This window comes from Streptomyces boninensis, assembly GCF_048572725.1.
Taxonomy (GTDB): Bacteria; Actinomycetota; Actinomycetes; order Streptomycetales; family Streptomycetaceae; genus Streptomyces; species Streptomyces boninensis.
On the sequence record NZ_CP183837.1, the window covers coordinates 898,043 to 923,557 of the forward strand.

Here is a 25,515-nt window from a genome sequence, read left to right on the forward strand (position 1 = left end):
AGTCATCGTCTCAGGGCCTGGCGTGCAAGGCCTCTGGGAGGCCGGCGGCGTCCGTGCCGGCCTTTCTGTACACCGCGGACAGCAGCAGTTCCACCTCTCGCTCCTCCATTCCCGTCTGTTCCGCGATCTGCGGGACCGGGATCCCGGAGGCCGCCCGTTCCGCCACGGTGCGTTCGCGGCCGCTGAGGGCGTCGGTGCCGACCGTGCGGAGGCGGCGGGGGCGGAGGCCCGCGGCGGCCAGCTCGTCGCGGGCGGTTTCGGCCAGGGCGTCGGCGCCGCAGGCGAGGGCCGTCTCCAGGCCGCGGTAGAGGGCGTCGGCGGACTCCGGGGCGTGGCCCGCGCAGCGTAAGGCGCGGCCGTACGCGACGAGGGAGGTGGCCAGCTCGCCCGCGGCCGGGGAGCGCTCCAGGTAGGCGACGGCCTCGTGGAGCAGCTTCAGCCGGTCGCCCGCCGGGGCGATCTCCGCGCGGATCCGGAGCGCGTGGCCGATGCCGGACGCGGTGCCCTGGCCGCGGGCGAGGTCGAGGGCCTCCTCCGCGAGCCGGGCCGCGCGCTCCGGGGCGGTCGCGGCCTCCGCGCGCGCCAGCTCCAGCCGCCAGGGGCACCAGCCGGGGTTACGGATCCCGCGCGGCTCCAGCCGGCGGCCCGCGGCGGCGAACTCGGCAGCCGCCTCCTCGGCCCTGCCGCGGGAGAGCAGCAGCTCACCGTAGACCGTCTGGGAGTCGGGAAAGACCACCGCGGCGGGGAACGGCGGGCCGAAGGCGTACTCGTCGGCCAGCCGCTGCGCCTCCCGCGTCCGCCCGCGGGCCAGCAGGATCTCTATCAGGATCGTCACCGCGTACCAGACGACGGGCGTGCCGCGGCCGACGCGGTCGGCGAGCCGCAGCCCGTCCCGTACGAAGTCCTCGGCTTCCGCGTACCGGCCGCGGCGGTAGCGGACGTAGCCGAGGAGGGTGTAGCCGAAGGAGAGGTGGGCGCCGCGCCAGCCCTGGCGCTCGAAGGCGGCGATGCCGTCGGCGAAGAGGTCTTCGGCGCGCCCTGGCCGGTCGGCGTACATGAAGGCGAGGGCGACCAGCACCGGCACCTCGAAGCCGCGCTCCTCGTCGGCCCAGCCGAGGCCGCCGGTCAGCGCCCGTTCCGCGTGCCGTACGGCGACGGAGGCGGGCTCGGCGCGCAGGGTGGCGTCCCAGGCGCGGAGGCCGATGATGTAGCGCTCGGTGAGGTCGCGGCCGGTCAGGCGGTCGGCGAGTGACGCGAGGCGGCGGGAGCGGGCCGGGGAGTCGGGTTCGTCGGCGCGGAAGGCGTCCCACATGAACTGCTCGGCGCGCATCCGCAGCCGCTCGCGGGCGTCGGTGGCGACGCGGGCGGCCTGGCCGACGACCTCGGAGGCCTCGCCGAGGCGGTCGGCGTGGGCGAGGGTCTGGGAGAGGCGGCGGACGATGGCGGCGCGCAGGGCCGGTTCCGCGATGGGCTCTTCGAGGGCGGCGCGGAGGTGGTTGACGGTGGTGGCGGGTTCGGTGAGGTGGGAGGCGCAGCCGAGTTCGTAGAGGGTGGCGGCGCGGTCCTCGTAGGCGGGCGGCTCGCGCAGCGCGCGGGCGAGGTAGCCGCGGGCGGTCTCGGGGGCGCCGGCGCGCAGGGTGTCGCGGGCGGCCTCGCGGAGCGTACGGACCACCCAGGGGTCGCTCTCCGGGTGGGTCTCCAGGAGGTGCCGGGCGGCCGCGGCGGGGCCGAGGCCCGCGTCGGTGACGCACCAGGCGGCCTGGCCGTGCAGGGCGACGCGGACGGCGTCGGGTATGGCGCGGTAGACGGCGGTGGCGATCAGCGGGTGGACGAACTCGACGGTGTCGGAGCCGGTGAGGATGCGGACCTCGCGCAGCCGGTCGGTGGCGTCGGCGGCCTCCTCGGCGCCGAGCCCGGCGACGCCGGCGGCGAGCTGCGGGGAGATCTCGGTGCCGAGCACGGCGCAGGCCCAGGCCATCCGTACGGTCGAGGCGCCGAGCCGCTCCAGCCGGTGGACGAGGCCGCTGCCCTTGACGGCGGCGGCGAGGTCGCGCAGCAGGTGGGCGCTGGACTCGTCGGGGCGCAGCGAGCGGGCGGCCACCTTGGCGCTGAGCTCGACGGCCTCGAAGGGGTTGCCCGCGGTGACGGCCCAGCACTCGCGGCAGAAGGCGTCGTCGGCGTGGCTGCCGACGCGGTCCCGTACGAGGCGGGCGATGGCGGGGGCGGTGAGCGGCTCGAGGTCGACGGGACGGCCGCCGGAGCGGCCGGGGAGGGCGCGGAACGCCTGGGCGGTGTCGGGGAGTTCCTCCGGCCGGTACGCCACGACGACGAGCATCGGCAGGTCTTCGGCGCGCGGCACGAAGGAGGTGAGCCAGCCGAGGGACTCGGCGTCGGCCCAGTGGGCGTCGTCGAGAATGAGGACGACGGGTGAGCGCCGGGTGCCGAGGTGGGTGAGCACCCAGTCGAGGCCGTCGCGCAGGCCCTGCGGGTCGGGCGGCGCGCCGTCGGTGGCGACGCCGATGCCGAGCGCCGGGCCGACGATCCCATACCAGCCGCCGAGGCTGGCGCGGAGCTCGGCGTCGGTATAGCGGGCGAGCTGCGGCTGCAGCAGCTGCCGGGCGACGTGGAAGGCGACGCCCTGCTCCTGGTCGCCGCCGCGGGCGAAGAGCACGGTGCAGCCGCGGGCGGCGGCGCGCCTGCCCGTCTCGGCGAGGAGGGTGGTCTTCCCGAGCCCGGCCCGCCCGGCGACGGCGATGAGCCCGCCGCGCTGCCGCCGCAGCGGGCCGACGCTGTCCGGACGCAGTCCGGTGAGGGCGGAGAGCGCCTCGTCGACGGCGTCGAGTTCGGCGTCCCGCTCCAGCAGCAGTCCAGACATATGGCATCACCGGCCCGGCGCTTGTGAAGGGGCACAGCCCGATGGGATGAGAGGTTACGCCCGTGCGCGGGCATATGACCCCGTCCTGCGGCAGGATGCGGCCATGGATCTGTGGCAGGCGGGACTGCGGGACATTCCGGACGAGGTGTGGCGGGACACCTGGCAGCGGGCGCTGATCCTCGCGGACAATGAGCTGACCGAACTGCCGCCGGATATCGGTTACTTGAGAGAGCTGCGCACCCTCGACCTCGGGCACAACCTGCTCGCCGCGCTGCCGCCGGAGCTCGGCACGCTGCCGGAGCTGGACATGCTGTACGTACACGAGAACCGGCTCACCGAGCTGCCGGCCGCCCTCGGCGCCCTGAGCCGCCTCACGTACCTCAATGTCGGCGGGAACCCGCTCCGCGAACTCCCGGCAGCCATCGGCGGCATGGCGGCACTGATGGAGCTGCGCGCGCAGCGCTGCGGCCTGCGCGAGCTGCCCGACGCGATCGGCGGGCTGGGCGCGCTGCGCGAGCTGTGGCTGCGCGGGAACCGGCTCGCGGGGCTCCCCGGGTCCGTATCCCGGCTGCTTCAGCTGCGCGAACTGGAGCTGCGCGAGAACGAACTCACCGCCGTGCCCACGGCCTTGCGCGGGCTGCCGCTGCTGCGGCGGCTCGATCTGCGCGCGAACCGGATCGCGGCGCTGCCGCCGTGGCTGCCGGAGCTGCCCGCCCTGGACCGCCTCGACCTGCGGTGGAATCCGCTGGACGCGGAGCCGGCGCCGCTACTGGACCGGCTCCGCCGCCGCGGCGTCCACGTGCTTACGTAAGGCGCTGCCTCACGTGAGGTCGAACTCGCCGTCCCGCGCGCCCAGTACAAAGGCGCGCCACTCGGCGGGCGTGAAGATCAGGGCATGGCCCTCGGGGTTCCGGCCGTCGCGCATGGCGATATAGCCCTCGACGAAGGCGATCTGGACGTCGCCGACCCCCTGGGTGCTCGACTGCCACTGCGCGTGCGACAAGTCGAGCTCCGGCTTCCTCTCGCCGCCGACCAGCGGTTGTTCAGTGGTGCGTTCGGCCACGTCCTCGCTCCTCCCGGTACGTCGTCCTGGCGGCCAGCCTAGCCATCGCGGCCGGTGCCCGACAGGTCACGGAAGGATGACTTCAGGTCTCCGTCAGCTGGTCGGTGCCTCGTCACCGACCAGCCACATGGCGAAGAACTGCGAGCCGCCGCCGTACGCATGCCCCACCGCCCGCCGCGCCCCGTCCACCTGGTGCTCCCCCGCCTGCCCGCGGACCTGCAGCGCCGCCTCGGCGAAGCGGATCATGCCGGAGGCGCCGATGGGGTTGGAGGACAGTACGCCGCCCGACGGGTTGACCGGGAGGTCGCCGTCGAGTTCCGTCACCCCGGACTCCGTCAGCTTCCACCCCTCGCCCTCCTGTGCGAAGCCCAGGTTCTCCAGCCACATCGGCTCGTACCAGCTGAAGGGGACGTACATTTCGACCGCGTCGATCTCCCGCCGCGGGTCGGTGATCCCGGCCTGCCGGTAGACGTCGGCCGCGCAGTCCTTGCCCGCCTGCGGCGAGACGGTGTCCTTGCCGGCGAACATCGTCGGCTCGCTGCGCATCGCGCCACCGTGCACCCAGGCGGGCCGGTGCGGGGCCCGCTCGGCGCCGGCGCGCGTGGTCAGCACCATCGCGCAGGCCCCGTCCGAGGACGGGCAGGTCTCGGAGTAGCGGACCGGGTCCCAGAGCATGGGCGAGGCCTGCACCTTCTCCAGGGTGATGTCGTGCTCGTGCAGGTGCGCGTAGGGGTTCTTCAGGGCGTTTCTGCGGTCCTTGTACGCGACCAGCGAGCCGATCGTGTCGGGCGCCCCGGTCCGGCGCATGTACGAGCGGATGTGCGGCGCGAAGAAGCCGCCCGCGCCCGCGACCAGGGGCTGCTGGAAGGGGATCGGCAGCGACAGGCCCCACATGGCGTTGGACTCGGACTGTTTCTCGAAGGCGACCGTCAGGACGGTCTCATGCACCCCCGCCGCCACCAGGTTGGAGGCCACCAGCGCCGTCGAGCCGCCCACCGAGCCCGCCGTGTGCACGCGCAGCATCGGCTTGCCGACCGCGCCGAGCGCGTCGGCCAGATAGAGCTCCGGCATCATCACGCCCTCGAAGAAGTCGGGCGCCTTGCCGATGACGACGGCGTCGACGTCGGCCCAGGTGAGGGCGGCGTCCGCCAGCGCACGCTGGGCGGCCTCGCGGACCAGTCCGGCGATGGACACATCCCGGCGCGCGGCCACGTGCTTGGTCTGGCCGATTCCGGTCACCGCCACGGGCTGCTTGCTCATGATGCCTTCGCTCCTTCAAGGACGGCGACCAGGTTCTGCTGCAGGCAGGGGCCGGAGGTGGCATGGGCGACGGCCCGGTCGGAGTCGCCGCGCTGGATGCGGGCGGCGGCCTCGCCGATGCGGATCAGTCCCGCCGCCATCATGGGGTTGGCGGCGAGCGCGCCGCCGGAGGGGTTCACGGTGACGCTGTCGTCCAGGGACAGCGCCTTGCGCAGCACCAGTTCCTGCGAGGTGAACGGGGCGTGCAGCTCTGCCGTGTCGACGGGCCGCTCGAAGACCCCGGCCCGCTCGGCGGCCTGCCGCGTGGACGGCGAGTCGGTGAGGTCCCGTACGCCCAGGCTGTGCGCCTCGATGCGGTGGTCGATGCCGCGGATCCAGGCGGGGCGCTCGCTCAGCCGGCGGGCGGTGTCGCCGGCGGCGAGGATCACCGCGGCGGCGCCGTCTCCGATGGGCGGGCAGTCGCCGGTGTGCAGGGGGCGCACCTCGTAGCCGCCGTGCGGGACTTCGCCGCGCAGCTGCGCGTGCGGGTTGTCCGCGGCGGCGGCGCGGCTGCGGGCGGCGACACCGGCGAGCTGCTTCTCGTCCGCCTCGCCCGCGTCGATGAGCGCCTGCGCCTGCAGCGCGGCCAGCGAGACGGCGTCGGGCCACAGCGGCGCGACGTAATACGGGTCCAGCTGCCGCGTCAGCACATCGCGTACGGACCCCGGCGAGGACTTCCCGTACGAGTAGACGAGCGCCGTATCGGCCTCCCCGGTCTGGATCTTCACCCAGGCCTCGTACAGCGCCCAAGCCCCGTCCATCTCTACGTGCGATTCGGCGATCGGCGGCCAGGCGCCGACCCCGTCGAGCGTCATCGTGAAGGAGAAGGCCCGGCCCGCGAGGTAGTCGCAGGAGCCGGAGCAGGTGAAGTCGATGTCCCCGGTCTTCAGCCCGGTGGCGGCCAGCACCTCGTGCAGCACCGGCATCAGGATCTCGACCTCGGACTGCTCGTCCGTGCGCCGCCGGTGGTCGGACTGGGCGAAGGCGACCACAGCGACGTCACGCGCGTATGACGGCATCAGAGCAGCTCCTTGTACGTGTCGTAGTCCGCGTCCGGCTCGCCGGTGGGGCGGTAGTGGTCGGGGTAGTCGTTGCCGTCCTTCCAGACCGGCTCAACCCGCATGCCCATGCGCACCTGGTCGTACGGGATGCCGCTGACCCGGCCGTGCAGGGGCAGCCCGGCGCCGTCCATGGCGACGTGGGCGTAGACGTACGGCACTTCGACGTCATCGAGGTTCTTGGCCTTGATGTTGACGATGGCGAAGGTGGTGACCGTGCCGTGCGGGCCGACCTCGACCTGCTCCTCGGTGGCGACGCCGCAGGTGGGGCAGGCGCCGCGGGGCGGGACATAGACCTTGCGGCAGCGCGGGCAGCGCTCGCCGACGAGCTTGCGGCCCTTGAGCGAGCGGAGGTAGGAGGTGGTGGCGCGGCCCGGGGTGTAGACGTAGTCGAGGCGGGCCGGGATGGTGATGCCGCTGAGCGGTTCGGGGAAGGCGCCCGAGTGCGGGGTGGCGGCGGCGAGGGGTTCGGAGTTGGCGGGCTCCTGCTCGAAGCAGGCGATGTCGGTGACGGCGCCGGTGCGTTCCGCGGCCCAGCGGATACGGACCCGCATGCCCGTGTGCACGGCGTCGGGTCCCGGTGCGTCCAGCGCGTGCAGCATTGCCGTATCGGCGCCGTCGAGGCGGACCATCACCCAGGCGAAGGGGGTGTCGAGCGGCTGGCCGCGGCGCGGGCTGTCGTTCCACGCCCAGGTGGTGACCGTCCCCGCCTGGCCGACCTCGACCAGCTCGCTGAGCTCGGCCGAGGTCTCGGGGTCGTACTCGACGGGCGGCACCAGCACCCGCCCGTCCTCGGTGCGCACCCCGAGCACCGTCTGCTCGCGCAGCCCGGTCAGGAAGGCGCTCTGCACCGGGCCGAGCGAGCGGGTGAACGGGAACTCCACCACGAGTGGTGCGCTGAGCACGTCGGTCATCAGGCCCTCCGGAAGTTCGGGGTGCGCTTCTCCGCGAAGGCCTTGGAGCCTTCCTTGGCGTCTGCGGTGGCGAAGATGGGCCAGCCGCGTTCGAGTTCGAGCTTCAGGCCGTCCTCCTCGGGCAGCGACGCCGTGTCGTAGACGCTGGCCTTGATCGCCTCGACGGCGAGCGGGCCGCAGCTGTTGATCTTCTCGGCGATCTCCAGGGCTTTCTCGACCGCGCTGCCGTCGGGTACGACGTGCCCGATCAGCCCGATGTCGCGGGCTTCGGCGGCGGTGTACGGGCGCCCGGTGAGCAGCATTTCGAGCGCGTGGGTACGGGCGATCTGCCGCGGCAGCCGCACCGTCGAGCCGCCGATCGGGAACAGCCCGCGCGCCACCTCGAAGAGCCCGAAGGTGGCGCTCTCGCCCGCCACCCGGATGTCCGTGCCCTGCAGCATCTCCGTGCCGCCTGCCACGCAGTACCCCTCGACCGCCGCGATGACCGGCTTCTTCGGCCGGTGGTGCCGCAGCATCGCCTTCCAGTGCAGGTCGGGGTCTTCCTTCATGCGGTGCCGGTACGGGTCGCCGCCGTTCAGCTTGCCGCCGCCGGCGAGGGCCTTGAGGTCCATGCCGGCGCAGAAGTCGCCGCCGGCGCCGGTGAAGACGACCGATCTGATGTCGTCGTCGGCGTCCGCCTCCAGCCAGCCGTCGTAGAGGCCGACCAGCATCGGCAGCGAGAGGGCGTTCTTCGCCTCCGGCCGATTCAGGGTCAGCACAAGGGTGGCGCCCACCCGCTCCACCGTGAGGTGCTCGCTTCCGCCCATGTCGTTACGCCCTCCTGTCGCGAGACGTAGAACAGGTTGCAGTAGCGGCACCCCTTCTTCAAGACTCTTTCTGACGGTCAGTCAGATTTTTTGTGCCGTTGGGCTTCCCACCTGTGCGCGGCGGCGCTCTAATGACGCCAGACCGCCGCTGCCGGGGCCAGGAGGAGCCGTGGAGTACAACCTTGCCGACCTCTTCGAGTCCGTCGTCGATACGGTCCCGGACCGGGAAGCACTGGTGCACATCGACCACCCGGGCACCGGCGCCGAGCGCCGGCTGACGTATGCCGAGCTGGACGCGGCGGCGAATCGGCTGGCGCATCACCTGGAGGACTCGGGGATCAAGCCGGGCGAGCACGTGGGGATGTACCTCTACAACTGCGTGGAGTACCTGCAGACGGCTCTGGCCTGCGTGAAGATCCGCGCCGTCCCCGTGAACATCAACTACCGCTACGTGGAGGAGGAGCTGGTCTATCTCTTCCGCGACGCGGATCTCACGGCGCTGGTCTTCGACGCCGAGTTCACCGGACGGGTGGCGGCCGCGCTGCCGCAGGCGCCGAAGCTGCGCCATCTGATACGTACCGGAGAACCGGCCGCGGACGCGCCCAAGCCGGCCGTCGCGCCGGTGCCGTTCGCGGAGGCGGAGGCGTCCGGTTCCGCGGCGCGCGGGTTCGGCGAGCGGTCCGCGGACGACCAGTTCATCATCTACACCGGCGGCACCACCGGCATGCCGAAGGGCGTGATGTGGCGCCAGGAGGACATGTTCTTCTCCGCGCTCGGCGGCGGGGCGCCGACCGGGGACCCGGTCAAGCGGCCCGAGGAGCTCGCCGAGCGGGTGGCAGCGGGCGGCGAGGGCCTGGTCTTCTTCCCGACGCCGCCGCTGATGCACGGGACAGCGACGCTGACGGCGCTCATCGGCTTCAACTTCGGGCAGAAGGTGGTGATCCACCGCAAGTTCGTGCCCGAGGAGGTGCTGCGCACGGTCGCCAAGGAGAAGGTCACCAGCATCTCCCTGGTCGGCGACGCGATGATGCGGCCGCTGGTGGACGCCTTGGCGGGGCCGGCGAAGGGCACCGACTGCTCGTCACTGTTCACCATCTCCAGCTCGGGCGCCGTGCTGTCCGAGTCCACCACCGCACGTTTCAGCGAACTGGTGCCGAACTGCATGGTGCTGAACAACTTCGGCTCCTCCGAGTCCGGCTTCAACGGCACCGCGACCGCCGACAGCGGCGGCTCGCGCGGCTTCCGCGTCGAGGTCAACGAGCGCACGATGGTCGTCGACCCCGCCACCCACGAGCCGGTGCCGCCGGGCGAGGTGGGCCGGGTGGCGCAGCGCGGCCATGTGCCGCTCGGCTACTACAACGACCCGAAGAAGACCGCGGAGACGTTCTTCACGGATGCCGAGGGGCAGCGCTGGGTGCTGCTCGGCGACATGGCGACGGTGGACGAGTCGGGTGTCGTCACGGTCCTCGGACGCGGCTCGCAGTGCATCAACACCGGCGGCGAGAAGGTCTATCCGGAGGAGGTCGAGGAGGCGCTGAAGGCGCACCCCGACATCTACGACGTGCTGGTGGCGGGCGTGCCCGACGAGCGCTGGGGCAACCGGGTCGCGGCCGTGATCCAGCCGCGCGACGGCGCGGACCCGCTGTCGGCGGAGGCGGTGCAGTCGCACTGCCGCACCCACCTCGCCGGGTACAAGATCCCGCGTACCGTCGTCTTCACCGACCGCATCCAGCGCTCGCCGAGCGGCAAGGCGGACTACCGCTGGGCGAAGGAGGTCGCGGCCGGGGCGGAGTGACTGGTCACGACGCCAGCTCCGCGACCACCGCGTAGTGGTCCGACGGCCAGACCCCGTCGACCGGCGCGTCCCCGGCCCGGCGTACGGCACGGACATGGCCGATGCCGCCGGGTCCTGGCGGCCCGAGCAGCACGTAGTCGATGCGGGCGTCCCACTCCAGGTGGGTGGCGGCGTGCGGGTTGGCCATGTCCCAGGTCTGCCAGGGCTGTTCCGGGGCCGCGTAGCGCCAGGCGTCCAGCAGGATCTGCCGGGGGACGGCGGGCGCGGTCTTCGTGCCGCAGAGCAGGCGCATCTCGTCGGAGTCCGGCTCGGCGTTGAAGTCCCCGGTCACCACCGGCGGGAACGGGCCGTCTCCGCGCCGCTCGGCGACGAATCGCGCCAGCGCACGCACCTGCGCGCAGCGGGTGGCGGAGGCGTATCCGGACGAGAGCAGATGCGTGGTGAAGCACGGGATCCGCAGGCCGTCCGGGCCTTCGACACGGGCGTACAGCGCCTGCTGCCCGTCGTCCGGCTCCTCCCCCGCCGGCAGCCGCAGCACCGCCCGCTCGGCGATGGGCCAGCGGCTGAGCAGCGCAATGCCCACATCGAACTCCGGGCCCTCGCCCGGCTCTTCGATGCGGCGCCGCCAGCGGTCGGGCTGCGGCGAAGGGGCCCACGTCCAGTGCATGCCGAGCTCGTCGGCCAGCCAGCCGGCGAAGTTGTCGTCGCCCCTGGCCCACACCTCCTGCAGCGCGAGGACGTCGGGCCGCTCCCGCCGCAGCACGTCGAGGATGGCCTTTCCTCGCTCCTGCCAGGGGCCGAAGCGCCACCAGAGGTTCCAGGTCATGACGCGGATCATTGGTTATGCCTCACGCAGTGAATCCCGCAGCTCTCGCTTGAGAATCTTCCCGCTGGCATTGCGCGGCAAGCCGTCCGCCAGCACGATCCGCTTGGGCGCCTTGAATCCGGCCAGCCGCTCGCGGGCGTACGCGATCAGCTCGTCCTCGGTGACGGTGGTTTCGGCGCGCGGTACGACGACGGCCGTGACGGCCTCGATCCAGCGCTCGTCCGGCAGCCCGACGACGGCGGTCTCGGCGACCGCGGGGTGGGTGTAGAGCACGTCCTCGACCTGCCGGGAAGCGACCAGGACGCCGCCGGAGTTGATGACGTCCTTCACCCGGTCGACCACCGTGAGATAGCCCTGGGCGTCCCGTACGACGAGATCCCCGGACCGGAACCAGCCGTCCCGGAAGGCCGCTTCGGTCTCCTCCGGCTTGTCCCAATAGCCCTCGCACAGCTGCGGCGAGCGGTAGACGACCTCGCCTGGCTGGCCGTCCGGCACGTCCTTGCCCGCCTCGTCGACCACCCGGGCCTCGACAAAGAGCACGGGGCGCCCGCAGGAGTCCATCCGCCCCTCGTGCTCCTCGGGCCGCAGCACGGCGGCGAGGGGCCCGATCTCGCTCTGCCCGAAGCAGTTGAAGAAGCGCAGCTCGGGCAGCCGGTCCTGGATCCGGGCCAGCACCGGGACGGGCATGATCGAGGCGCCGTAATAGGCCTTGCGCAGCGCGCTCAGGTCGCGGGCGGCGAAGTCGTCCCGCCCGGACAGCGCGATCCACACCGTCGGCGGCGCGAAGAGGCTGTCCGCCTCCCCGGCCTCGACCAGGTCGAAGATCCGGTCGCCGTCGGGGGCGTCGAGGATGATGTTCGTCGCGCCGACGGCCAGGTACGGCAGCAGGAAGACGTGCATCTGCGCCGAGTGGTAGAGCGGCAGCGAGTGCACCGGCCGGTCGTCCTCGTGCAGCTCCAGGGCGGTGATCGCGGAGACGTACTCGTGCACCAGGGCGCGGTGCGTCATCATCGCGCCCTTGGGGAGGGCGGTGGTGCCGGAGGTGTAGAGGAGCTGGACGAGGTCCTCGCCTTCGGGCCCGCCCTGGTCGAGCGGCGCTGCGGTGGTGAGGCGGGCGAGCAGGGAGTCGTCGCGGTCGCGCAGCGCCAGGGTGCGTACGCCCTCGGGCAGGCGGGCGGCGAGGTCCGGGTCGGCGAGCACCAGGGACGATCCCGACTGGGTGACCAGGTACGCGAGGTCCTCGCCCGCCAGGTGCTGATTCACCGGCACGTGCACAAGGCCGGCCCGCGCGCAGGCCAGGAAGCCGATCAGATACGCGTCGGAGTTGTGCCCGTAGCTCGCCACCCGGTCGCCCGGCGCCAGGCCCTCGCCGCGCAGCAATCCCGCCGCCGCGGACACGGCCGCGTCCAGTTCCGCGTACGTCCAGGCCCGGTCGCCGTAGACCACCGCCGTCCGCTCCGGCACCCGCCCGGCGCTGCGCCGCAGCACCCCGTCGACCGTATTGCTCCGCACTCCCGTCATGGCCGTCAGCCTGCGGTGATACGGCCTGGTTAGCAAGACGCGGACAGCAGGAACTCCCGTACGGCCGCCACGAACTCGTCGGGCCGGGTGGCGTGCACCAGGTGCCCGGCCTCGATGGTGATGAGGCGGGCGTCGGGGATGCGCGCGGCCACGTCCTTGAAGTCGGCCTCCGGCAGGAAGCTGTCCGCGCCGCCCCAGATCAGCAGCGTGGGCGCCGCGATGTCGGCGATCTGCTCGTACCAGCGCGGGTCCGGGTCATTGCGCTGCGGCACGATCTGGACCTTCGCCTCCCAGTCGAAGCCCGGGTCCTCGGGCCGCGGCGGCACCTCCTGCCGCGGCTCGGCGGGCAGGAAGGCGGGCGCCTCTTCCAGCACGAGCCGCGCCACCAGCTCGGGCCGCTTCACGGCGACGAACTGGGCGGTGATGCCGCCGAGCGAGTGCCCGACGAGGTGTACGGGCCCGAGCCCGAGGCCGGCGATGAAGGCCGCGACATCCTCGCCGAACTGCGGGAACGCGTACTCCCCCGGCCAGTCGCTGTAGCCGTGCCCGCGCAGGTCGACGGCGAACACCTGCCAGTCGGCCGCGAGGCTCGGCGCGATCCGGTCCCAGTCGGCGCCGCTCGCCCCGAGCCCGTGCAGCAGCACCAGGGGCGGCGCGTCGGGCCGGCCCCACCGGCGCGCCGCGATGGTCGCGCCGCTCCCCCGGACCGTGATCAGCTCGCTCATGCGAGCGACGCTACCCGCCGGAGAAGCGGTTCCGCACCCCCACGGTCCGTGCGGAGCACGGGCGCGCGGCGTCAGCGGTCCAGGAAGCCGGACACGGCGGCGGTGAAGCGGGCGGGGTCATCGAGCCACGGGAAGTGCGCGGCGCCGGGCAGCACGACCGCCTCTCCGGCGCGGAAGAGCGCGGCTGCCTCGTCGGCGGTACGGGGCCGCGGATAGCCGTCCAGCTCCCCGGCGAGGACGAGCACAGGGGCGGTGAAGCGGGCCGCTTCCGCGCGAGCGGCGTCGGGGTCGTCGATGCCGGGTGCGGCATAGGTGGCCTGGGCATCGAAGTTGAACTGGTGGATCCGTCCCGCGGCATGCTCCCGCGCCGCCGCGTCCCACCGCCCGTACGTGAGCGGCCGCACCGCGTCGAACACCTCGGGCCCCAGCTCCCCCACCGCGATCTTGTCCAGGGCCGCCTTCGCCTCCCCGTACCAGGGCTCGCCCGTGCGCAGCTCCAGCGCCTCCCGCCGCATCTCCAGGTCATCGCCGAGCCCGAGATTCCACAGCCCTGGCGTGACCAGCACCAGCCGCCGCACCCGCCGCGGGTACGCGAAGGCGTACCGCGTGGCCAGCGCCCCGCCCGCCGAGTGCGTGAGGAGGTCGAAGGCATCGAGGCCCAGGTGGACGCGCAGCGCCTCCACATCCGCGACCTGCCGGTCGACGCGGTACGTCCCTGGGTCGGCCGGCACCGCCGAGTCCCCCGTGCCGCGCAGGTCGAGCTTGACCAGCGTCCGGTGCGCGGCCAGCCCGCCCAGGTCGCCGAGGTACTCGGAGGCCCGCATCGCCCCGCCGGGCAGGCAGACGAGCGGCGGGCCCGCGCCCTGACGGTGATAGGCGAGCTCGGTCCCGTCGTACGAGGTGAAGGTCGGCATCCGCCGATCGTGTCAGACGGGCCGCTCCCGCCCCACCCAATAAGGATCACGCAGCCTGCGCTTGTACAGCTTGCCGTTCGGGTCGCGCGGCATGTGCTCCACGAAGTCCACCGACTTCGGCCGCTTGTAGCCGGCGAGCTGCCGCTCGCAGTGCGCGAGAATCGCGTCCGCCAGCTCCGGGCCCGCCGCCTGCCCCTCGGCGGCCTCGACCACGGCCTTGACCTCCTCGCCCCAGTCGTCGTGCGGGATCCCGAAGGCCGCGGCGTCGGCGACGGCGGGGTGGGTGAGCAGCGCGGACTCGATCTCGGCCGGGTAGATGTTGACGCCGCCCGAGATGATCATGTCGATCTTGCGGTCGCGGAGGAAGAGATAACCGTCCTCGTCCAGGAAGCCGAGATCCCCGACGGTGAAGAAGTCCCCGATCCGGTTCTTCCGGGTCTTGCCCTCGTCCTTGTGGTACTTGAAGCCGCCGGTCGACATCTTCATGTAGACGGTGCCGAGCTCCCCGGCAGGCAGCCGCTTCCCGTCATCGTCGAAGACCGCGATCTCGCTGATCGGCCAGGCCTTCCCGACCGTCCCAGGACGCTTCAGCCAGTCCTCGGCGGTCGCGTACGTGCCCCCGCCCTCACTCGCCGCGTAGTACTCCTCGACGCAGGTCCCCCACCAGTCGATCATCGCCCGCTTCACATGGTCCGGGCAGGGCGCGGCGCCATGGATGGCGTGCCGCATGGACGACACGTCGTAGCGGGCCCGTACGTCCTCGGGCAGCGCCAGCAGCCGGTGGAACTGGGTCGGCACCATGTGCGTGTGGGTGCTCTTGTACGTATCGATCAGCCGCAGCATCTCTTCGGGCGTCCACTTGTCCATCAGCACCACCTGGTGCCCGATGTGCAGTGACGCGCCCGCGAACTGCAGCACGGCCGTGTGGTAGAGCGGCGAGCAGACGAGATGCACGTTGTCGTCGAAGGGGCGGATGCCGAAGATGCCGAGGAAGCCGCCGAGGTAGTTCTCCTCCGGGGGCTTGCCGGAGAGCGGGCGGCGGATGCCGCGGGGGCGCCCGGTGGTGCCGGAGGTGTAGTTCATGACCCAGCCCATGCTGCGGTCGTCGGGCGCGGTGTCCGGCTGCCCTTCCAGGAGTTCGGCGTACGGCCTGAAGCCCGGCACCTCGCCGACCGCGTACCGGCCCTCGGCCGCCAGGCCCGCCTCGTCCGCGGCCGCCGTGGTCTCCGCGGCGAAGCGCTCGTGCGCGATCAGCACCTTTGCGCCGGAGTCGGAGACGATCCAGGCGATCTCCGGGCCGACGAAGTGATGGTTGACCGGCACCAGGTACATGCCCGCCTGGAAGGCGGCCAGGTAGGCGGTGAAGAGCTCGGGTCCGTTCGGCAGCACGACCGCGAAGGCGTCGCCGGTGGACAGGCCCGCCGCGCGCAGGCCGTGCACCAGGCGGTTGCACTCGGCGTGCAGCCGGGCGGCGGTCCACTCCTCGCCGTCGGGGGCGATGAGGACGACCCGGTCGGGGTCGGCGGCGGCCTGCGCCCAGAAGCCGTTGGGGGCCTGCGCTGTCATGCGTCGTTCCTTCCGGCGATCTCGTTGATCCGGTCGACCGCGTGCTCGAAGCCGCGGGTGAGGTCGTCGAAGACCTGCTGCACGCTGCGTTCTGAGTTCATGGAGCCGACGATCTGCCCGACCGGGGTGCCGAGCAGCGGCTGCACCTCGTACTTCTGGATGCGGGAGACGGCGTCCGCGACCAGCAGGCCCTGCAGTGGCATCGGCAGCGTGCCGGGCCCGTCCGGGCTGTCCCAGGCGTCGGTCCACTCGGTGCGCAGCTGGCGGGCGGGCTTGCCGGTCAGCGCGCGGGAGCGGACGGTGTCGCCGGAGCCCGCGGCCAGGAGCTTTTCGGTGAGGGCGCGGGAGTGCAGGTCGGCTTCGGTGGTGGTGAGCCAGATCGAGCCGAGCCACGCGCCCTGGGCGCCGAGGGCGAGCCCGGCGGCGATCTGCTCGCCGCTGCCGATGCCGCCGGCGGCCAGCACGGGCAGCGGAGAGACGGCCCGTACGACCTCGGGGGTGAGGACCATGGAGGCGATCTCGCCGGTGTGGCCGCCGGCCTCGTAACCCTGGGCGACGACGACGTCGAGACCCGCTTCCTGGTGGCGCTGGGCGTGCCGGGCGGAGCCGGCGAGCGCGGCGACGAGGATGCCGCGGTCGTGCGCCCGCTCGACCACATCCGGCGGGGGCGAGCCGAGGGCGCTGGCGATGAGCTTGATGGGGTATTCGAGGGCGACGTCGACCTGGGAGCGGGCGACGTCCTCCATCCAGCCGGTGATCCGCCAGCCGGACTCGCCCTCCATGGCGGGGACGTCGTACTTGGCGAGGGTCTCCTGCACGTATTGGCGGTGCCCCTCGGGGATCATCGCCTCGATGTCCTCGATCGAGATGCCCTCGGCCGCCTTCTTGGCGGGCATCACGACGTCGACGCCGTACGGCCGGCCGCCGGTGTTGGCCTCCATCCAGTCCAGATCGCGGGCCAGCTCCTCCCCGGCGCCGTAGCGGACCGCGCCGAGCACGCCGAAGCCGCCCGCCCGGGAGATCGCCGCCGCCACCGCCGGGAACGGCGTGAAGCCGAAGACGGCGTGCTCGATGCCCAGCTTCCTGCTCAGTTCCGTCTGCATGGGCGCAGGATGCCGCAGCGGGGCGGACGAAGGAAGAGGTTTTCTGACACTGCGTCAGATTCCTCGGCGGTCTTGACAGGGGTGCGGCTCCGGCAGAAAGTTTCGGGCGAGCGAGGGAAGTTGGAAGATTCTTTCAGCGAGGGTGGGAGGGGTGGCCGGGATGGCGGAGGGGATCACGCGCAGACAGGTGGGGGCCGCGTTCGGCGGGGCGGTGATCGTGGCGGCGCTCGGATCGGGTACAGCTGGTGCGGTGGAGAGCACCAAGACGTCGGGCGGCGGGATGACGCTGCGCCGCGGGTCGGCGCGGCAGGCGGGGCTGCTGCCGGAGTGGCTGGACCAGCTCGTCGAGGACGCGCGGTCCTTCCTCGGCCCCTCCCCCAAGTACCCCTGGTACGCGGGCGCGGTGATGCTGGCAGGCCGGGGCCGTACGGTCGCGCTGGAGCGGGCGATCGGCAAGGCCGTGCGCTACCAGCGCTATGACGAGGCCACGGACACGGGTGTCGAATTCCCGCCGGACAAGCAGATCGACATGTCGATGGACACGGTCTTCGACCTGGCGTCGGTCTCCAAGCTCTTCACCTCCCTGCTGGCCGTCCAGCAGTTGGAGCGCGGCAAGCTGGAGCTGGAGGCCCCGGTGGCCTCGTATCTGCCGGAATTCGGCGCGGCGGGCAAGGAGGCCGTGACGATACGGCAGCTGCTCACGCACACCTCCGGCTTCACCTCATGGATCCCGCTGTACGAGGAGCCCACCTGGGAGGCGAAGCTGCAGCGCCTGTGGAAGCAGCCCCTCGCCAACCCGGCGGGCACCAAGTACCTCTACTCCGACCTCAATCTGATCTCGCTGCAGCTGGTCCTGGAGGAGCTCACCGGGAAGAAGCTGGATGTGCTGCTCCGCGACGAGATCACCGGGCCGCTGGGCATGACCCGTACCCGCTATGCCCCGCCCGCCTCCTGGCAGCCGAAGATCGCCGCCACAGAGGACGCCCGCAAGCCGTGGTCCGGCCTCGACCGCGGCCTGGTGTGGGGCGAGGTGCACGACGAGAACGCCTTCTCCTTCGACGGCGTCGCCGGACACGCGGGCGTCTTCTCGTGCGCCTGGGACCTGGCGGTGCTGGCGCGCACGCTGCTGAACGGCGGCTCGTACGGGCGTGCGCGGATCCTGTCCGAGAAGTCCGTGGACCTGATGTTCACGGACTTCAACACCGACTTCCCCGGCGACGAGCACGGCCTCGGCTTCGAGCTCTACCAGCACCGGTACATGGGCGCGATGGCCACGCCGGGCACCGCGGGCCACACGGGCTTCACGGGCACCTCGCTGGTCCTGGACCCGAGCACCGACTCCTTCCTGGTCCTCCTCGGCAACTCGGTCCACCCGGTCCGCTCCTGGCGCTCGGGCAGCGCGCCGCGGGTCGCCACCGCGAACGACCTGGCGAGGGCGGTTCCGGTGCGGCCGGCGTCGGGCCGGACAGCCTGGTTCTCCGGCATGGCCAGCCAGACGGAGGCCACGCTGACCCTGCCGGAGCTCACCGTCCCCGGCGCCCGTACGAAGCTGACCTTCGGCCTCTGGTGGGATACGGAACCGGCCGCCGACGCGGTGTCCCTGGAGGCGTCGGCGGACGGCGGCAGCACGTGGGAGCCGGTCCCGTTCACCACGCGGGCGCGCGGGCAGGAGCCGGCCGAGCACCCGAGCGGGTCGGTCGACGGCTGGTCGGGCCGCGTCTGGCACAAGGCCGAGGCCCCGCTGGCGGGATGGCGCGGCAAGGTGCTGCGACTGCGCTGGCGGTACGCCACGGACCTGCGCTACGTCGGACGCGGCGTGTACGTGGACGCCGTCCGGGTCGCGGACGGGGACGACGTCCTCTTCGACGACTCCCGCCGAAAGGACGCGTCCCGTATCGAGGCGAAGGGCTGGACCGCCTCGGCCGACTAGCTGTTGTGGTGGATGATCTGGATCAGGTTCCCGCAGGTGTCGTCGAACACGGCCATGGTCACCGGCCCCGCGTTCATCGGCTCCTGCGTGAACTCCACCCCCAGCTCCTTCAGCCGGGCGCTCTCCGCGTGCACGTCCTTCACCTCGAAGGAGGTCGCCGGAATCCCGTCATTGACCAGCGCCTCCTTGTACGGCGGGACCGCGGGGTGGCCGGACGGCTCCAGCAGCAGCTCGGCGCCCTCGGGGTTTTCGGGCGAGACGACGGTCAGCCAGCGGGCGTCGCCGCCGAGCGGGATGTCGTGCTTCTTCACGAAGCCGAGCACGTCGGTGTAGAAGCGCTCGGCCTTGGCCTGGTCGTCGACGAATACCTGGGCGACGTAGATCTTCATTCTTCGGTCTCCGGTGCGGTGGGCTTGAGCCAGCGCGAGACGATCTGCTCAAGCGGTTCGGGGTCAAGGTCGTGGAACTTGTAGCGGCCCTCGCGCCGCGTCCTTATCAGTCCCGCGGCTTCCAGTACGGCCAGGTGCTGGCTGATCGCCTGTCGTGACAGGCCCAGACCGTGCTTGCCGGACAGCCGCGCGCAGATTTCGAAGAGGGTCTGGCCGTTCCGCTCCGTCAGCTCGTCGAGGATCGTTCTGCGGGTCGGGTCGGACAGCGCCTTGAAAACATCATCTGGCACGCCTCCACCATAGGCAAGTCTCTACTTGCCTATCAAGTCGGCGCCAGGTCAGCGGCGGCTCAGCCGCCCAGCACCGCCATCGCCGCGTTGTGCCCCGGGATGCCGCTCACCCCGCCGCCGCGGACCGCGCCCGCGCCGCACAGCAGCACGTTCGCGTGCGCGGTCTCCACGCCCCAGCGGCCGGTGTCCCCCGTGGCGTACGGAAAGGAGAGGTCGCGGTGGAAGATGTTGCCGCCGGGAAGGCGCAGGTCGCGCTCCAGGTCGAGGGGGGTCTTGGCCTCGATGCAGGGGCGGCCGTCGGCGTCGGTGGCGAGGACGTCGGCGATGGGCTCGTCGAGGACGGCGTCGAGCTGTTCCAGGGTGGCCTTGAGCAGCGCCTCGCGGGCGGTGTCGTTGCCGTCGGCGAAGAGCCGGGCCGGGGCGTGCAGGCCGAAGAGGGTGAGGGTCTGATAGCCGTCGCGGATCAGGTCCGCGCCGAGGATGGAGGGGTCGGTGAGCGAGTGGCAGTAGATCTCGCTCGGCGGCGCCTGCGGGAGTTCGCCGGCGGCGGCCTGGCGGTAGGCGGTCTCCAGCTGCCCGTAGTCCTCCGCGATGTGGAAGGTGCCCGCGAAGGCCTGCCGCGGGTCCACCGCCCGGTCCTTCAGGCGGGGCAGGCGGCGCAGAAGCATGTTGACCTTGAGCTGGGCGCCCTCGGCGGGCTCGGGGGGCGGGTCGCCGAGGAGGCCTGCCAGGGCCTCGGGTGAGGCGCCGACCAGGACGTGCCGGGCGGCGACGGTGGCCTCCCCCTCGGCCGTACGGTACGTGACCTCGGCCGTGCGGCCGTCGGTGGCGATCGCGGTGGCCTCGCAGCCGGTGGCGAGCTCGGCCCCTGCCGTACGGGCGGCCCCCGCCAGGGCGTCGGTGAGCGCGCCCATGCCGCCCACGGGCACGTCCCAGTCGCCGGTGCCGCCGCCGATGACGTGGTACAGGAAGCAGCGGTTCTGGCGCAGGGACGGGTCGTGCGCGCTCGCGAAGGTGCCGATGAGGCCGTCGGTGAGGACGATGCCGCGGACCAGGTCGTCGGCGAAGTGCGCCTCGACCGTCTCGCCGAGCGGCCGCTCGAAGAAGGCGTCCCAGGCCGCGTCGTCGCCGATCCTGGCGCGCAGCTCGGCGCGGCTCGGCAGCGGCTCGGTCAGGGTGGGGAAGACCCGCTCGGCGAGGCGCTGCGTGCTGCCGTAGAAGCGCTGCCAGGCCTCGTACTCGCGGTCGCCGCCGGTCAGGCGGGCGAAGGAGTCGCGCGTGGCGGTGGCGGATCGCTCCACGAGCAGGCCGGTGGCGCGGCCGCCGCGCTTTGTCGGGGTGTACGAGGAGACCTCGCGCTTGCGCACCGCGAAGCGCAGCCCCAGATCGTCGACGATCTTCTGCGGCAGCAGGCTGACCAGGTACGAGTACCGGGAGAGGCGGGCGTCCACGCCGGCGAAGGCCTGGGTGGAGACGGCGGCGCCGCCGGTGTGGTCCAGGCGCTCCAGGACCAGGACCGAGCGGCCCGCCCGGGCCAGGTAGGCGGCGGCGGTGAGGCCGTTGTGGCCGCCGCCGATGACGACGGCGTCGTACGAGGTGGTGCGCATGGCTCTTCGTAACACGGGGCGGTCCCCGCAGGCCAGGGCGGCCCACAAGGGCGGCCGGCGGGTTCAGAGCAGGGCGAGCAGTTTCGGGGTGTAGAGGGCCTCCGCGGAGGCGATTCCGGCGACCGTGTCGAAGTAGATCGCCGTGAGCTCGGGGTCCGAGCGCACCGCTCGCAGCAGGGAGAGGCGTTGCTCGTGGGGTGCCAGCCGGGCCACCGCCAGGGTCGCCTCGTAGCCCGGCAGCAGGCAGGCGTCCCGTTCCGCGGCGTACGCGTCCAGCGCACCGTCGAGGGCGGGCGGGGCGCCGTCCAGGCGGTCGCCGATGTGGCGGACCAGGGATTCTGCTTGCCAGAAGGCGTCGGAGATGCCGCGGGCGGTGATGGAGTCCTTGTGGTGCCCGGCGTCGCCGACCAGGGCCCAGCCGGGGCCGGCCGGTCGGCGGAAGAAGTTCTGCTGGTCGCCGGTCCCCCGGAGGCGTTCTACGGGGCGCTTGCCTGCCAGCCGTTCGTACAGGGCGGGCGCGCAGGCGCGCACCTGGTCCGCGTAGGCGCGGTGGATGTCGGTGCGGATGTCGCGGAAGCGGGACTGCGGGAAGTAGGCGAGTACGAGGGTGGCGTTGTCGTTGGTGGGGACCGCGCCGACCCAGCCGTCCGGTATCTCGAACAGCTCCAGTGCCGCGGGGACGTCCTCCCAGTACGCGTAGTAGGCGCACGTCAGCCTCGGGTGCCGCGCCGTGAACGGGGCGTCGCAGAGCCGGGCGACGGTGGAGCGCATGCCGTCCGCACCGATCACCAGGCGGGCACGCTCGGCGAAGGGCGCTCCGCCGCTGCTGCCTTCCACCCCGACCACCCGGCCCAGGCGGTCGCGCAGCAGGCCCGTCACCGTGCAGCCGGTGCGCAGCTCGACGCCGGCCGCGAGCGCCCCGTCCACGAGGACGGCGTCCAGGACGCGGCGGCGCGGGGCGTAACCGGAGCGCTGCCCCTCCACGCCCCGCGCGCACCCTTCGAGGCGAATGTCCGCCACCTCGTACACCGTCCGGTCCAGGGGCGGGCAGCCGGAGGCGCGGACGGCGTCGAGCAGGCCCCAGCGGGCGAGCGCCGCGACCCCGGGCTGGTGGATGACGTGGGTGGAGAGGGTGTCGGAGGGGAAGGACGCCCGGTCGAGCAGGAGCACGCGGTAGCCGGCGCGGGCGACCAGCATGGCCGTGGGTGATCCGGCGCAGCGCGCGCCGACCACAATGGCATCGAACATGGCAGACCTCGCTCAGCGGTGGGGTTCGCCGGCGAGTGCCGTGCGCAGGGCGTGCCGGTCGAACTTCCCGTTCGAGTTGACCGGCAGCTGGGCGAAGGCGGTGATCCGGTGCGGGAGCATGTGCGTGGGCAGGCGCGTGGCCAGGTCGACATGGATGCGGCCGGAGTCGGCGCCGGCGCTTCCGGTGACCGCCGCGGCCAACTCGGGCTCCCCGTCCTGGCCTGGTACGGCCAGGACGACCGCGTCCCGGACGCCGTTCACCTCCCGCAGGACCGCCTCGATCTCCTCCAGCTCGATGCGGTGCCCCCTGATCTTGACCTGGTGGTCCGTACGCCCCAGGTGCACCAGCTGGCCGTCGCGCAGGGTCGCGCGGTCTCCGGTGCGGTACCAGTGCCGCTCGGTCGGCTGCGTACGGACGGGGGCGGCGGTCGCGGCGCCCCCGTCGAGGAGGCGGAACCGTCCGGCGTTGTCCCGCTCATCCAGGTAGCCGGGGAAGCGCTGCGGTCCCCGGAGGTACAGCTCGCCGGTCGTGGCAGGATTCCCGTTCTCGTCCAGGAGGGCGGTTTCCACGGCGGGGAAGCCCGTGCCGATCGGGGCGGTTCCGTTGGGGGTACGGGGCCATTCCGCCACGGTTCGCGGAAACCGGTAGCCGGTGGCGATGACCGTGGTCTCGGTCGGGCCGTAGACGGCCTCCAGCCGTCCGCCCGGAGCAGCCGCCTGCCAGGCCCGCAGGGCGTCCAGCGGCACCGCCTCGCCGCCGAACCGGCTCCAGCGCAGCGTGGGCATCGCGCCCGGCGTCAGCGTGCCCAGGCGCAACGCGAAGGACATCAGCGACGGCACCGAGAACCAGTGCGTGATCCGGCGGTCGTTGATGAAGGAGACCGGCGACAGCAGCGGACCGCCCGTCGGCACCACGAGCGTCCCCCCGCAGCCCCAGGCGACGAACATGTCGTACACCGAGCCGTCCGAAGTCAGCGGCCAGGCCTGGGAGAACCTGCTGCCGGGCCCGGCCTCGCTCCCCGGCACCGCATGGGACAGCAGCGCGCAGGCATTCCGGTGGAGGATCGGCAGCCCTTTGGGGGTGCCGGTCGAGCCCGAGGTGAAGATGACGTACGCAAGGTCGTCGCCACCGGTCGGACACGGTGGCAGCGGACCGCCGCCGCTGCCGGGTTCCGCCCGGTCGTGCGGCCCGGCCACGAGCATCGGAACCCCGGGAACGGGGCCGGAGCCGGCTCCGGCGGGGTCGGCCAGAATGAGGTCCACTCCCGCGGCGGCGGCCATCGCCGCGGTGCGGGCCGCCGGATAGTCCGGGTTGAGCGGTACGACGGCGGCTCCCGTGCGCAGCACGGCAAGGTAGCCGGCGTATGTGGTGCCGGAACGGTCCGTCAGCAGCCCGACCCGCCGGGGCGCCAACCCGCCGTTGGCGGCGACCAGCCGTTCCGCGAGCCGCTCCGCCAGATGCCGCAGCTCCCCGTAGGACAGCCGCTCTTCGCCTGCCTCCAGCGCCGTGTGCGCATCGCCGAAGCGGTCGGCGGAACGGGCGAACCACTCGTACAGGTTCCGCGGAACGCTCATGCCGACCGCGCCTCCACGGCCTGGAGCCACTGCCGCAGCGCGCCGACGGAGCGCACGGCGGTGAGCTCGTCCGGGTCGGCCTGATGCCCGTACCTGGTGGACAGCTCCACGATGATCCGCACCTTCGCCAGCGAATCAATGCCGATCTCCGACAGCTGGGAGCTCTCCGAGTAGGCGGTGCGCGCGTGTTCCCGCAGCACGGCGGTCACGAGGTCGCCGGCCGCTCCCCGCGGCTGTGGCGATGTTTGCGGCGCCGGTGCGCCGGGGCCGTAGTGCCGCGTACGCCAGGGGTGGCCGGGTACCGGAACGAAGCGGCCCGGGGGTTCGAACAGCTCTTCCCAGTCGACCACTTCATCCGCGCGGTACCGGCGAGCGGCCTCGGCGGCGCTGCCGGAGCCGTCGGTGCCATGGGGCCCGTACTCCCTCAGGGCCGCGATCAGCTCCTCGTGCGACGCCCCCACGACGGCCGTCCGGAAGGGGTGATGCTCGCGGCGCACCGCGGCGGTGAAGCAGATGTCACGGAGGGCGTGCGCGGCCCCCGGCCCTTCGGGACCGAGATACGCCGCGTACGCCCGGACCAGGTCCGCCAGCGCCTCCGGCGACCGCGCGGACAGCGCCAGGACGTATGGCCTGTCCGGCCGCGGAGGCGCAGCAGCGGCCGGGCTCCGCACCTCCGCCTGCCGGACCACCAGATGCGCGTTCAGGCAGGAGGCACCCTGCCCGGAGACACCCGCCACGGCCGGCCTCCCGCGATCCGGAAGGTCCGTAAGACCGGCCGGTACGGACAGCGCCAGCGCGTCCCACGCGACCTTCGGATGCGGGGTGTTGAAATGCAGGCTGGGCGGGAGCTGCCCGTGTTCGAGGCTGAGTACGGTCTTGATCAGCCCGGCGATGCCGCCGGCGGCCTCGGTGTGGCCGATGTTCGTCTTGACCGAGCCGACGAGGCACGGCCGGTCCGCGGGGCGGCCCTCGCCGAGCACTTCGCCGAGCGCGTTCAGCTCGATCGGGTCGAACGTCGGTGAGCCCGCCCCGTGCGCCTCGACGAAGTCGACGTCAGCCGGTGCCACCCCGGCGTCCTCGTAGGCCCACCGGAGCACCTCGGTCTGTCCCTCCGGCGAGGGGACCAGGGGCGATCGGCTGGTGCGGCCGTCGTTGCCGACGGCGCTGCCCTCGATCACCGCCCGGATGCGGTCCCCGTCGGCGAGCGCGTCGGCGAGGGGCTTGAGGACGACGACGCCCACGCCGTCGCTCGGCGCAAATCCGTCGGCGTCCGCGTCGCCGAACCTGCTGCGGCCGTCCGCGGCCAGCGAACCGGCCTGCGTCATCATGACGCCCTCGTCAGGGCGCAGCGCAAGGCTGACCCCGGCGGCCAGCGCCAGCGGGGTCTCCCCGGCACGGAGGCTCTGCACGGCGGTGTGCACGGCGACGAGCGAGGACGAACAGGCCGTGTCCAGCAGCAGACTCGGGCCCCGGAAGTCGAATGCGTACGACAGCCGGCCCGGGATCAGCGCGCGGAAGTTGTCGAACAGGGCCGGAGTTACGGATCGCAGCCCCCGCCGGAATTGCTGTTCCAGATGGTCCGCGCGGGCGTTCCCGACGAAGACGCCGGTTCTGCTGCCCGCCAGCCGGTGCGCGGGCAGGCCCGCGTCCTCCAGCGCTTCCCATGCGGTCATCAGCAGCAGCCGCTGCTGCGGATCCAGGGCCGCGGCCTCGCCGTCCGACATCCCGAAGAACGCGGCGTCGAAGCCCGCGATATCCGCCACATAGCCCGCGCGGCGGCTCCCGATCGCCCCTGGCTGCGGGCTCGGCGCGTACAGCGCGTCCACGTCATAGCGCTCGGCCGGTGTCTCGCTCGTGGCGTCGGCGCCCGCGCACAGCAGCTCCCAGAGCTGCTCGGCCCCCACGGCGCCGGGCAGTCGGCAGGACATGCCGATCACCGCCACCGAACGCGCGCTTACGTCCCCCGTTAACTGCTTCATGCCACACATGGTGCGATCGGCCGCGGCCAGAA

At 72.7% G+C, this 25,515-nt stretch carries 21 protein-coding genes; 3 read left to right on the forward strand and 18 right to left on the reverse strand.

The genetic code is table 11. From position 1 onward, the window contains the following. Positions 1–10 precede the first annotated feature (10 nt). Positions 11–2,875, reverse strand: coding sequence for an ATP-binding protein (locus ACNNMR_RS04045; RefSeq protein ID WP_419993107.1), 2,865 nt, complete (start codon positions 2,873–2,875; stop codon positions 11–13). Positions 2,876–2,978: 103 nt separating this feature from the next. Between ACNNMR_RS04045 and ACNNMR_RS04050 the strand changes: the two genes are divergently transcribed. Further along, entirely contained in the window at positions 2,979–3,686 is a 708-nt protein-coding gene (locus ACNNMR_RS04050) for a leucine-rich repeat domain-containing protein (RefSeq protein WP_419993108.1), read from the forward strand. Positions 3,687–3,695: 9 nt separating this feature from the next. Here the strand turns inward: ACNNMR_RS04050 and ACNNMR_RS04055 are convergent, their stop codons facing one another. The 5 genes from ACNNMR_RS04055 to ACNNMR_RS04075 all read right to left on the reverse strand — a co-directional run bounded on the left by ACNNMR_RS04055 (position 3,696) and on the right by ACNNMR_RS04075 (position 8,015). Next, positions 3,696–3,938 carry a DUF397 domain-containing protein gene (locus ACNNMR_RS04055; protein WP_419993109.1) on the reverse strand — a complete coding sequence of 81 codons (243 nt, stop codon included), beginning with the start codon at positions 3,936–3,938 and terminating at the stop codon, positions 3,696–3,698. Positions 3,939–4,031: 93 nt separating this feature from the next. Continuing rightward, complete coding sequence (locus tag ACNNMR_RS04060) at positions 4,032–5,198, reverse strand: thiolase domain-containing protein (protein ID WP_419993110.1); 1,167 nt, start codon at positions 5,196–5,198, stop codon at positions 4,032–4,034. After that, positions 5,195–6,256, reverse strand: a complete 1,062-nt coding sequence (locus ACNNMR_RS04065; RefSeq protein WP_419993111.1) for a thiolase domain-containing protein — start codon at positions 6,254–6,256, stop codon at positions 5,195–5,197. Before ACNNMR_RS04065 ends, ACNNMR_RS04060 begins: the two co-directional genes overlap by 4 nt. Next, the gene (locus ACNNMR_RS04070) at positions 6,256–7,209 is read right to left on the reverse strand and encodes a Zn-ribbon domain-containing OB-fold protein (RefSeq protein ID WP_419993112.1); all 954 of its coding nucleotides are present in this window, start codon (positions 7,207–7,209) and stop codon (positions 6,256–6,258) included. The genes ACNNMR_RS04065 and ACNNMR_RS04070 overlap by 1 nt, the downstream gene beginning before the upstream one ends. Continuing rightward, positions 7,209–8,015 (reverse strand): crotonase/enoyl-CoA hydratase family protein, encoded by an 807-nt coding sequence (locus tag ACNNMR_RS04075; protein ID WP_419993113.1) that lies wholly within the window; start codon positions 8,013–8,015, stop codon positions 7,209–7,211. The genes ACNNMR_RS04070 and ACNNMR_RS04075 overlap by 1 nt, the downstream gene beginning before the upstream one ends. Positions 8,016–8,184: 169 nt before the next feature. Between ACNNMR_RS04075 and ACNNMR_RS04080 the strand changes: the two genes are divergently transcribed. Continuing rightward, positions 8,185–9,810, forward strand: a complete 1,626-nt coding sequence (locus ACNNMR_RS04080; protein WP_419993114.1) for an acyl-CoA synthetase — start codon at positions 8,185–8,187, stop codon at positions 9,808–9,810. Between the two features lie 4 nt (positions 9,811–9,814). On the opposite strand, the gene ACNNMR_RS04085 is transcribed toward ACNNMR_RS04080, so the two are convergent. The 6 genes from ACNNMR_RS04085 to ACNNMR_RS04110 all read right to left on the reverse strand — a co-directional run bounded on the left by ACNNMR_RS04085 (position 9,815) and on the right by ACNNMR_RS04110 (position 16,465). Further along, positions 9,815–10,648 (reverse strand): endonuclease/exonuclease/phosphatase family protein, encoded by an 834-nt coding sequence (locus ACNNMR_RS04085; protein WP_419993115.1) that lies wholly within the window; start codon positions 10,646–10,648, stop codon positions 9,815–9,817. A gap of 3 nt (positions 10,649–10,651) precedes the next feature. Next, positions 10,652–12,157 carry an acyl-CoA synthetase gene (locus ACNNMR_RS04090; protein WP_419993116.1) on the reverse strand — a complete coding sequence of 502 codons (1,506 nt, stop codon included), beginning with the start codon at positions 12,155–12,157 and terminating at the stop codon, positions 10,652–10,654. A gap of 29 nt (positions 12,158–12,186) precedes the next feature. Beyond that, the gene (locus ACNNMR_RS04095; RefSeq protein WP_419993117.1) at positions 12,187–12,882 is read right to left on the reverse strand and encodes an alpha/beta fold hydrolase; all 696 of its coding nucleotides are present in this window, start codon (positions 12,880–12,882) and stop codon (positions 12,187–12,189) included. A gap of 71 nt (positions 12,883–12,953) precedes the next feature. Next, a complete protein-coding gene (locus tag ACNNMR_RS04100; protein WP_419993118.1) occupies positions 12,954–13,796 on the reverse strand; it encodes an alpha/beta fold hydrolase in 843 nt (280 codons plus the stop codon). A 12-nt stretch (positions 13,797–13,808) separates the two neighbouring features. Continuing rightward, the gene (locus tag ACNNMR_RS04105; RefSeq protein ID WP_419993119.1) at positions 13,809–15,362 is read right to left on the reverse strand and encodes an acyl-CoA synthetase; all 1,554 of its coding nucleotides are present in this window, start codon (positions 15,360–15,362) and stop codon (positions 13,809–13,811) included. Further along, the gene (locus ACNNMR_RS04110; protein ID WP_419993120.1) at positions 15,359–16,465 is read right to left on the reverse strand and encodes an NAD(P)H-dependent flavin oxidoreductase; all 1,107 of its coding nucleotides are present in this window, start codon (positions 16,463–16,465) and stop codon (positions 15,359–15,361) included. Before ACNNMR_RS04110 ends, ACNNMR_RS04105 begins: the two co-directional genes overlap by 4 nt. Before the next feature lie 160 nt (positions 16,466–16,625). On the opposite strand from ACNNMR_RS04110, the gene ACNNMR_RS04115 reads away from it, so the two are divergent. Further along, positions 16,626–18,395, forward strand: coding sequence for a serine hydrolase (locus ACNNMR_RS04115; protein ID WP_419993121.1), 1,770 nt, complete (start codon positions 16,626–16,628; stop codon positions 18,393–18,395). Here ACNNMR_RS04115 and ACNNMR_RS04120 read toward each other — a convergent pair. From ACNNMR_RS04120 to ACNNMR_RS04145, 6 genes are all read right to left on the reverse strand, one after another. Next, a complete protein-coding gene (locus ACNNMR_RS04120; RefSeq protein WP_419993122.1) occupies positions 18,392–18,784 on the reverse strand; it encodes a VOC family protein in 393 nt (130 codons plus the stop codon). The genes ACNNMR_RS04115 and ACNNMR_RS04120 overlap by 4 nt on opposite strands. Continuing rightward, positions 18,781–19,074: an ArsR/SmtB family transcription factor gene (locus ACNNMR_RS04125; RefSeq protein ID WP_419993123.1), complete on the reverse strand. Its 294-nt coding sequence runs from the start codon at positions 19,072–19,074 to the stop codon at positions 18,781–18,783. Before ACNNMR_RS04125 ends, ACNNMR_RS04120 begins: the two co-directional genes overlap by 4 nt. Before the next feature lie 59 nt (positions 19,075–19,133). Then, positions 19,134–20,681, reverse strand: coding sequence for a phytoene desaturase family protein (locus tag ACNNMR_RS04130; protein ID WP_420000255.1), 1,548 nt, complete (start codon positions 20,679–20,681; stop codon positions 19,134–19,136). A gap of 63 nt (positions 20,682–20,744) precedes the next feature. Next, positions 20,745–21,929 (reverse strand): NAD(P)/FAD-dependent oxidoreductase, encoded by a 1,185-nt coding sequence (locus ACNNMR_RS04135; protein WP_419993124.1) that lies wholly within the window; start codon positions 21,927–21,929, stop codon positions 20,745–20,747. A 12-nt stretch (positions 21,930–21,941) separates the two neighbouring features. Further along, positions 21,942–23,504, reverse strand: a complete 1,563-nt coding sequence (locus ACNNMR_RS04140; protein WP_419993125.1) for an amino acid adenylation domain-containing protein — start codon at positions 23,502–23,504, stop codon at positions 21,942–21,944. Further along, positions 23,501–25,483: a beta-ketoacyl synthase N-terminal-like domain-containing protein gene (locus ACNNMR_RS04145; protein ID WP_419993126.1), complete on the reverse strand. Its 1,983-nt coding sequence runs from the start codon at positions 25,481–25,483 to the stop codon at positions 23,501–23,503. Before ACNNMR_RS04145 ends, ACNNMR_RS04140 begins: the two co-directional genes overlap by 4 nt. Positions 25,484–25,515 lie beyond the last annotated feature (32 nt).

Coding starts and splice junctions, on each gene's coding strand:
- ACNNMR_RS04115 (WP_419993121.1), top strand. CDS start 16,626: ATGGCGGAGGGGATCACGCGCAGACAGGTGGGGGCCGCGTTCGGCGGG.
- ACNNMR_RS04085 (WP_419993115.1), bottom strand. CDS start 10,648: ATGATCCGCGTCATGACCTGGAACCTCTGGTGGCGCTTCGGCCCCTGG.
- ACNNMR_RS04145 (WP_419993126.1), bottom strand. CDS start 25,483: ATGAAGCAGTTAACGGGGGACGTAAGCGCGCGTTCGGTGGCGGTGATC.
- ACNNMR_RS04050 (WP_419993108.1), top strand. CDS start 2,979: ATGGATCTGTGGCAGGCGGGACTGCGGGACATTCCGGACGAGGTGTGG.
- ACNNMR_RS04075 (WP_419993113.1), bottom strand. CDS start 8,015: ATGGGCGGAAGCGAGCACCTCACGGTGGAGCGGGTGGGCGCCACCCTT.
- ACNNMR_RS04065 (WP_419993111.1), bottom strand. CDS start 6,256: ATGCCGTCATACGCGCGTGACGTCGCTGTGGTCGCCTTCGCCCAGTCC.
- ACNNMR_RS04135 (WP_419993124.1), bottom strand. CDS start 21,929: ATGTTCGATGCCATTGTGGTCGGCGCGCGCTGCGCCGGATCACCCACG.
- ACNNMR_RS04045 (WP_419993107.1), bottom strand. CDS start 2,875: ATGTCTGGACTGCTGCTGGAGCGGGACGCCGAACTCGACGCCGTCGAC.
- ACNNMR_RS04060 (WP_419993110.1), bottom strand. CDS start 5,198: ATGAGCAAGCAGCCCGTGGCGGTGACCGGAATCGGCCAGACCAAGCAC.
- ACNNMR_RS04095 (WP_419993117.1), bottom strand. CDS start 12,882: ATGAGCGAGCTGATCACGGTCCGGGGGAGCGGCGCGACCATCGCGGCG.
- ACNNMR_RS04130 (WP_420000255.1), bottom strand. CDS start 20,681: ATGCGCACCACCTCGTACGACGCCGTCGTCATCGGCGGCGGCCACAAC.
- ACNNMR_RS04100 (WP_419993118.1), bottom strand. CDS start 13,796: ATGCCGACCTTCACCTCGTACGACGGGACCGAGCTCGCCTATCACCGT.
- ACNNMR_RS04070 (WP_419993112.1), bottom strand. CDS start 7,209: ATGACCGACGTGCTCAGCGCACCACTCGTGGTGGAGTTCCCGTTCACC.
- ACNNMR_RS04090 (WP_419993116.1), bottom strand. CDS start 12,157: ATGACGGGAGTGCGGAGCAATACGGTCGACGGGGTGCTGCGGCGCAGC.
- ACNNMR_RS04105 (WP_419993119.1), bottom strand. CDS start 15,362: ATGACAGCGCAGGCCCCCAACGGCTTCTGGGCGCAGGCCGCCGCCGAC.
- ACNNMR_RS04120 (WP_419993122.1), bottom strand. CDS start 18,784: ATGAAGATCTACGTCGCCCAGGTATTCGTCGACGACCAGGCCAAGGCC.
- ACNNMR_RS04140 (WP_419993125.1), bottom strand. CDS start 23,504: ATGAGCGTTCCGCGGAACCTGTACGAGTGGTTCGCCCGTTCCGCCGAC.
- ACNNMR_RS04110 (WP_419993120.1), bottom strand. CDS start 16,465: ATGCAGACGGAACTGAGCAGGAAGCTGGGCATCGAGCACGCCGTCTTC.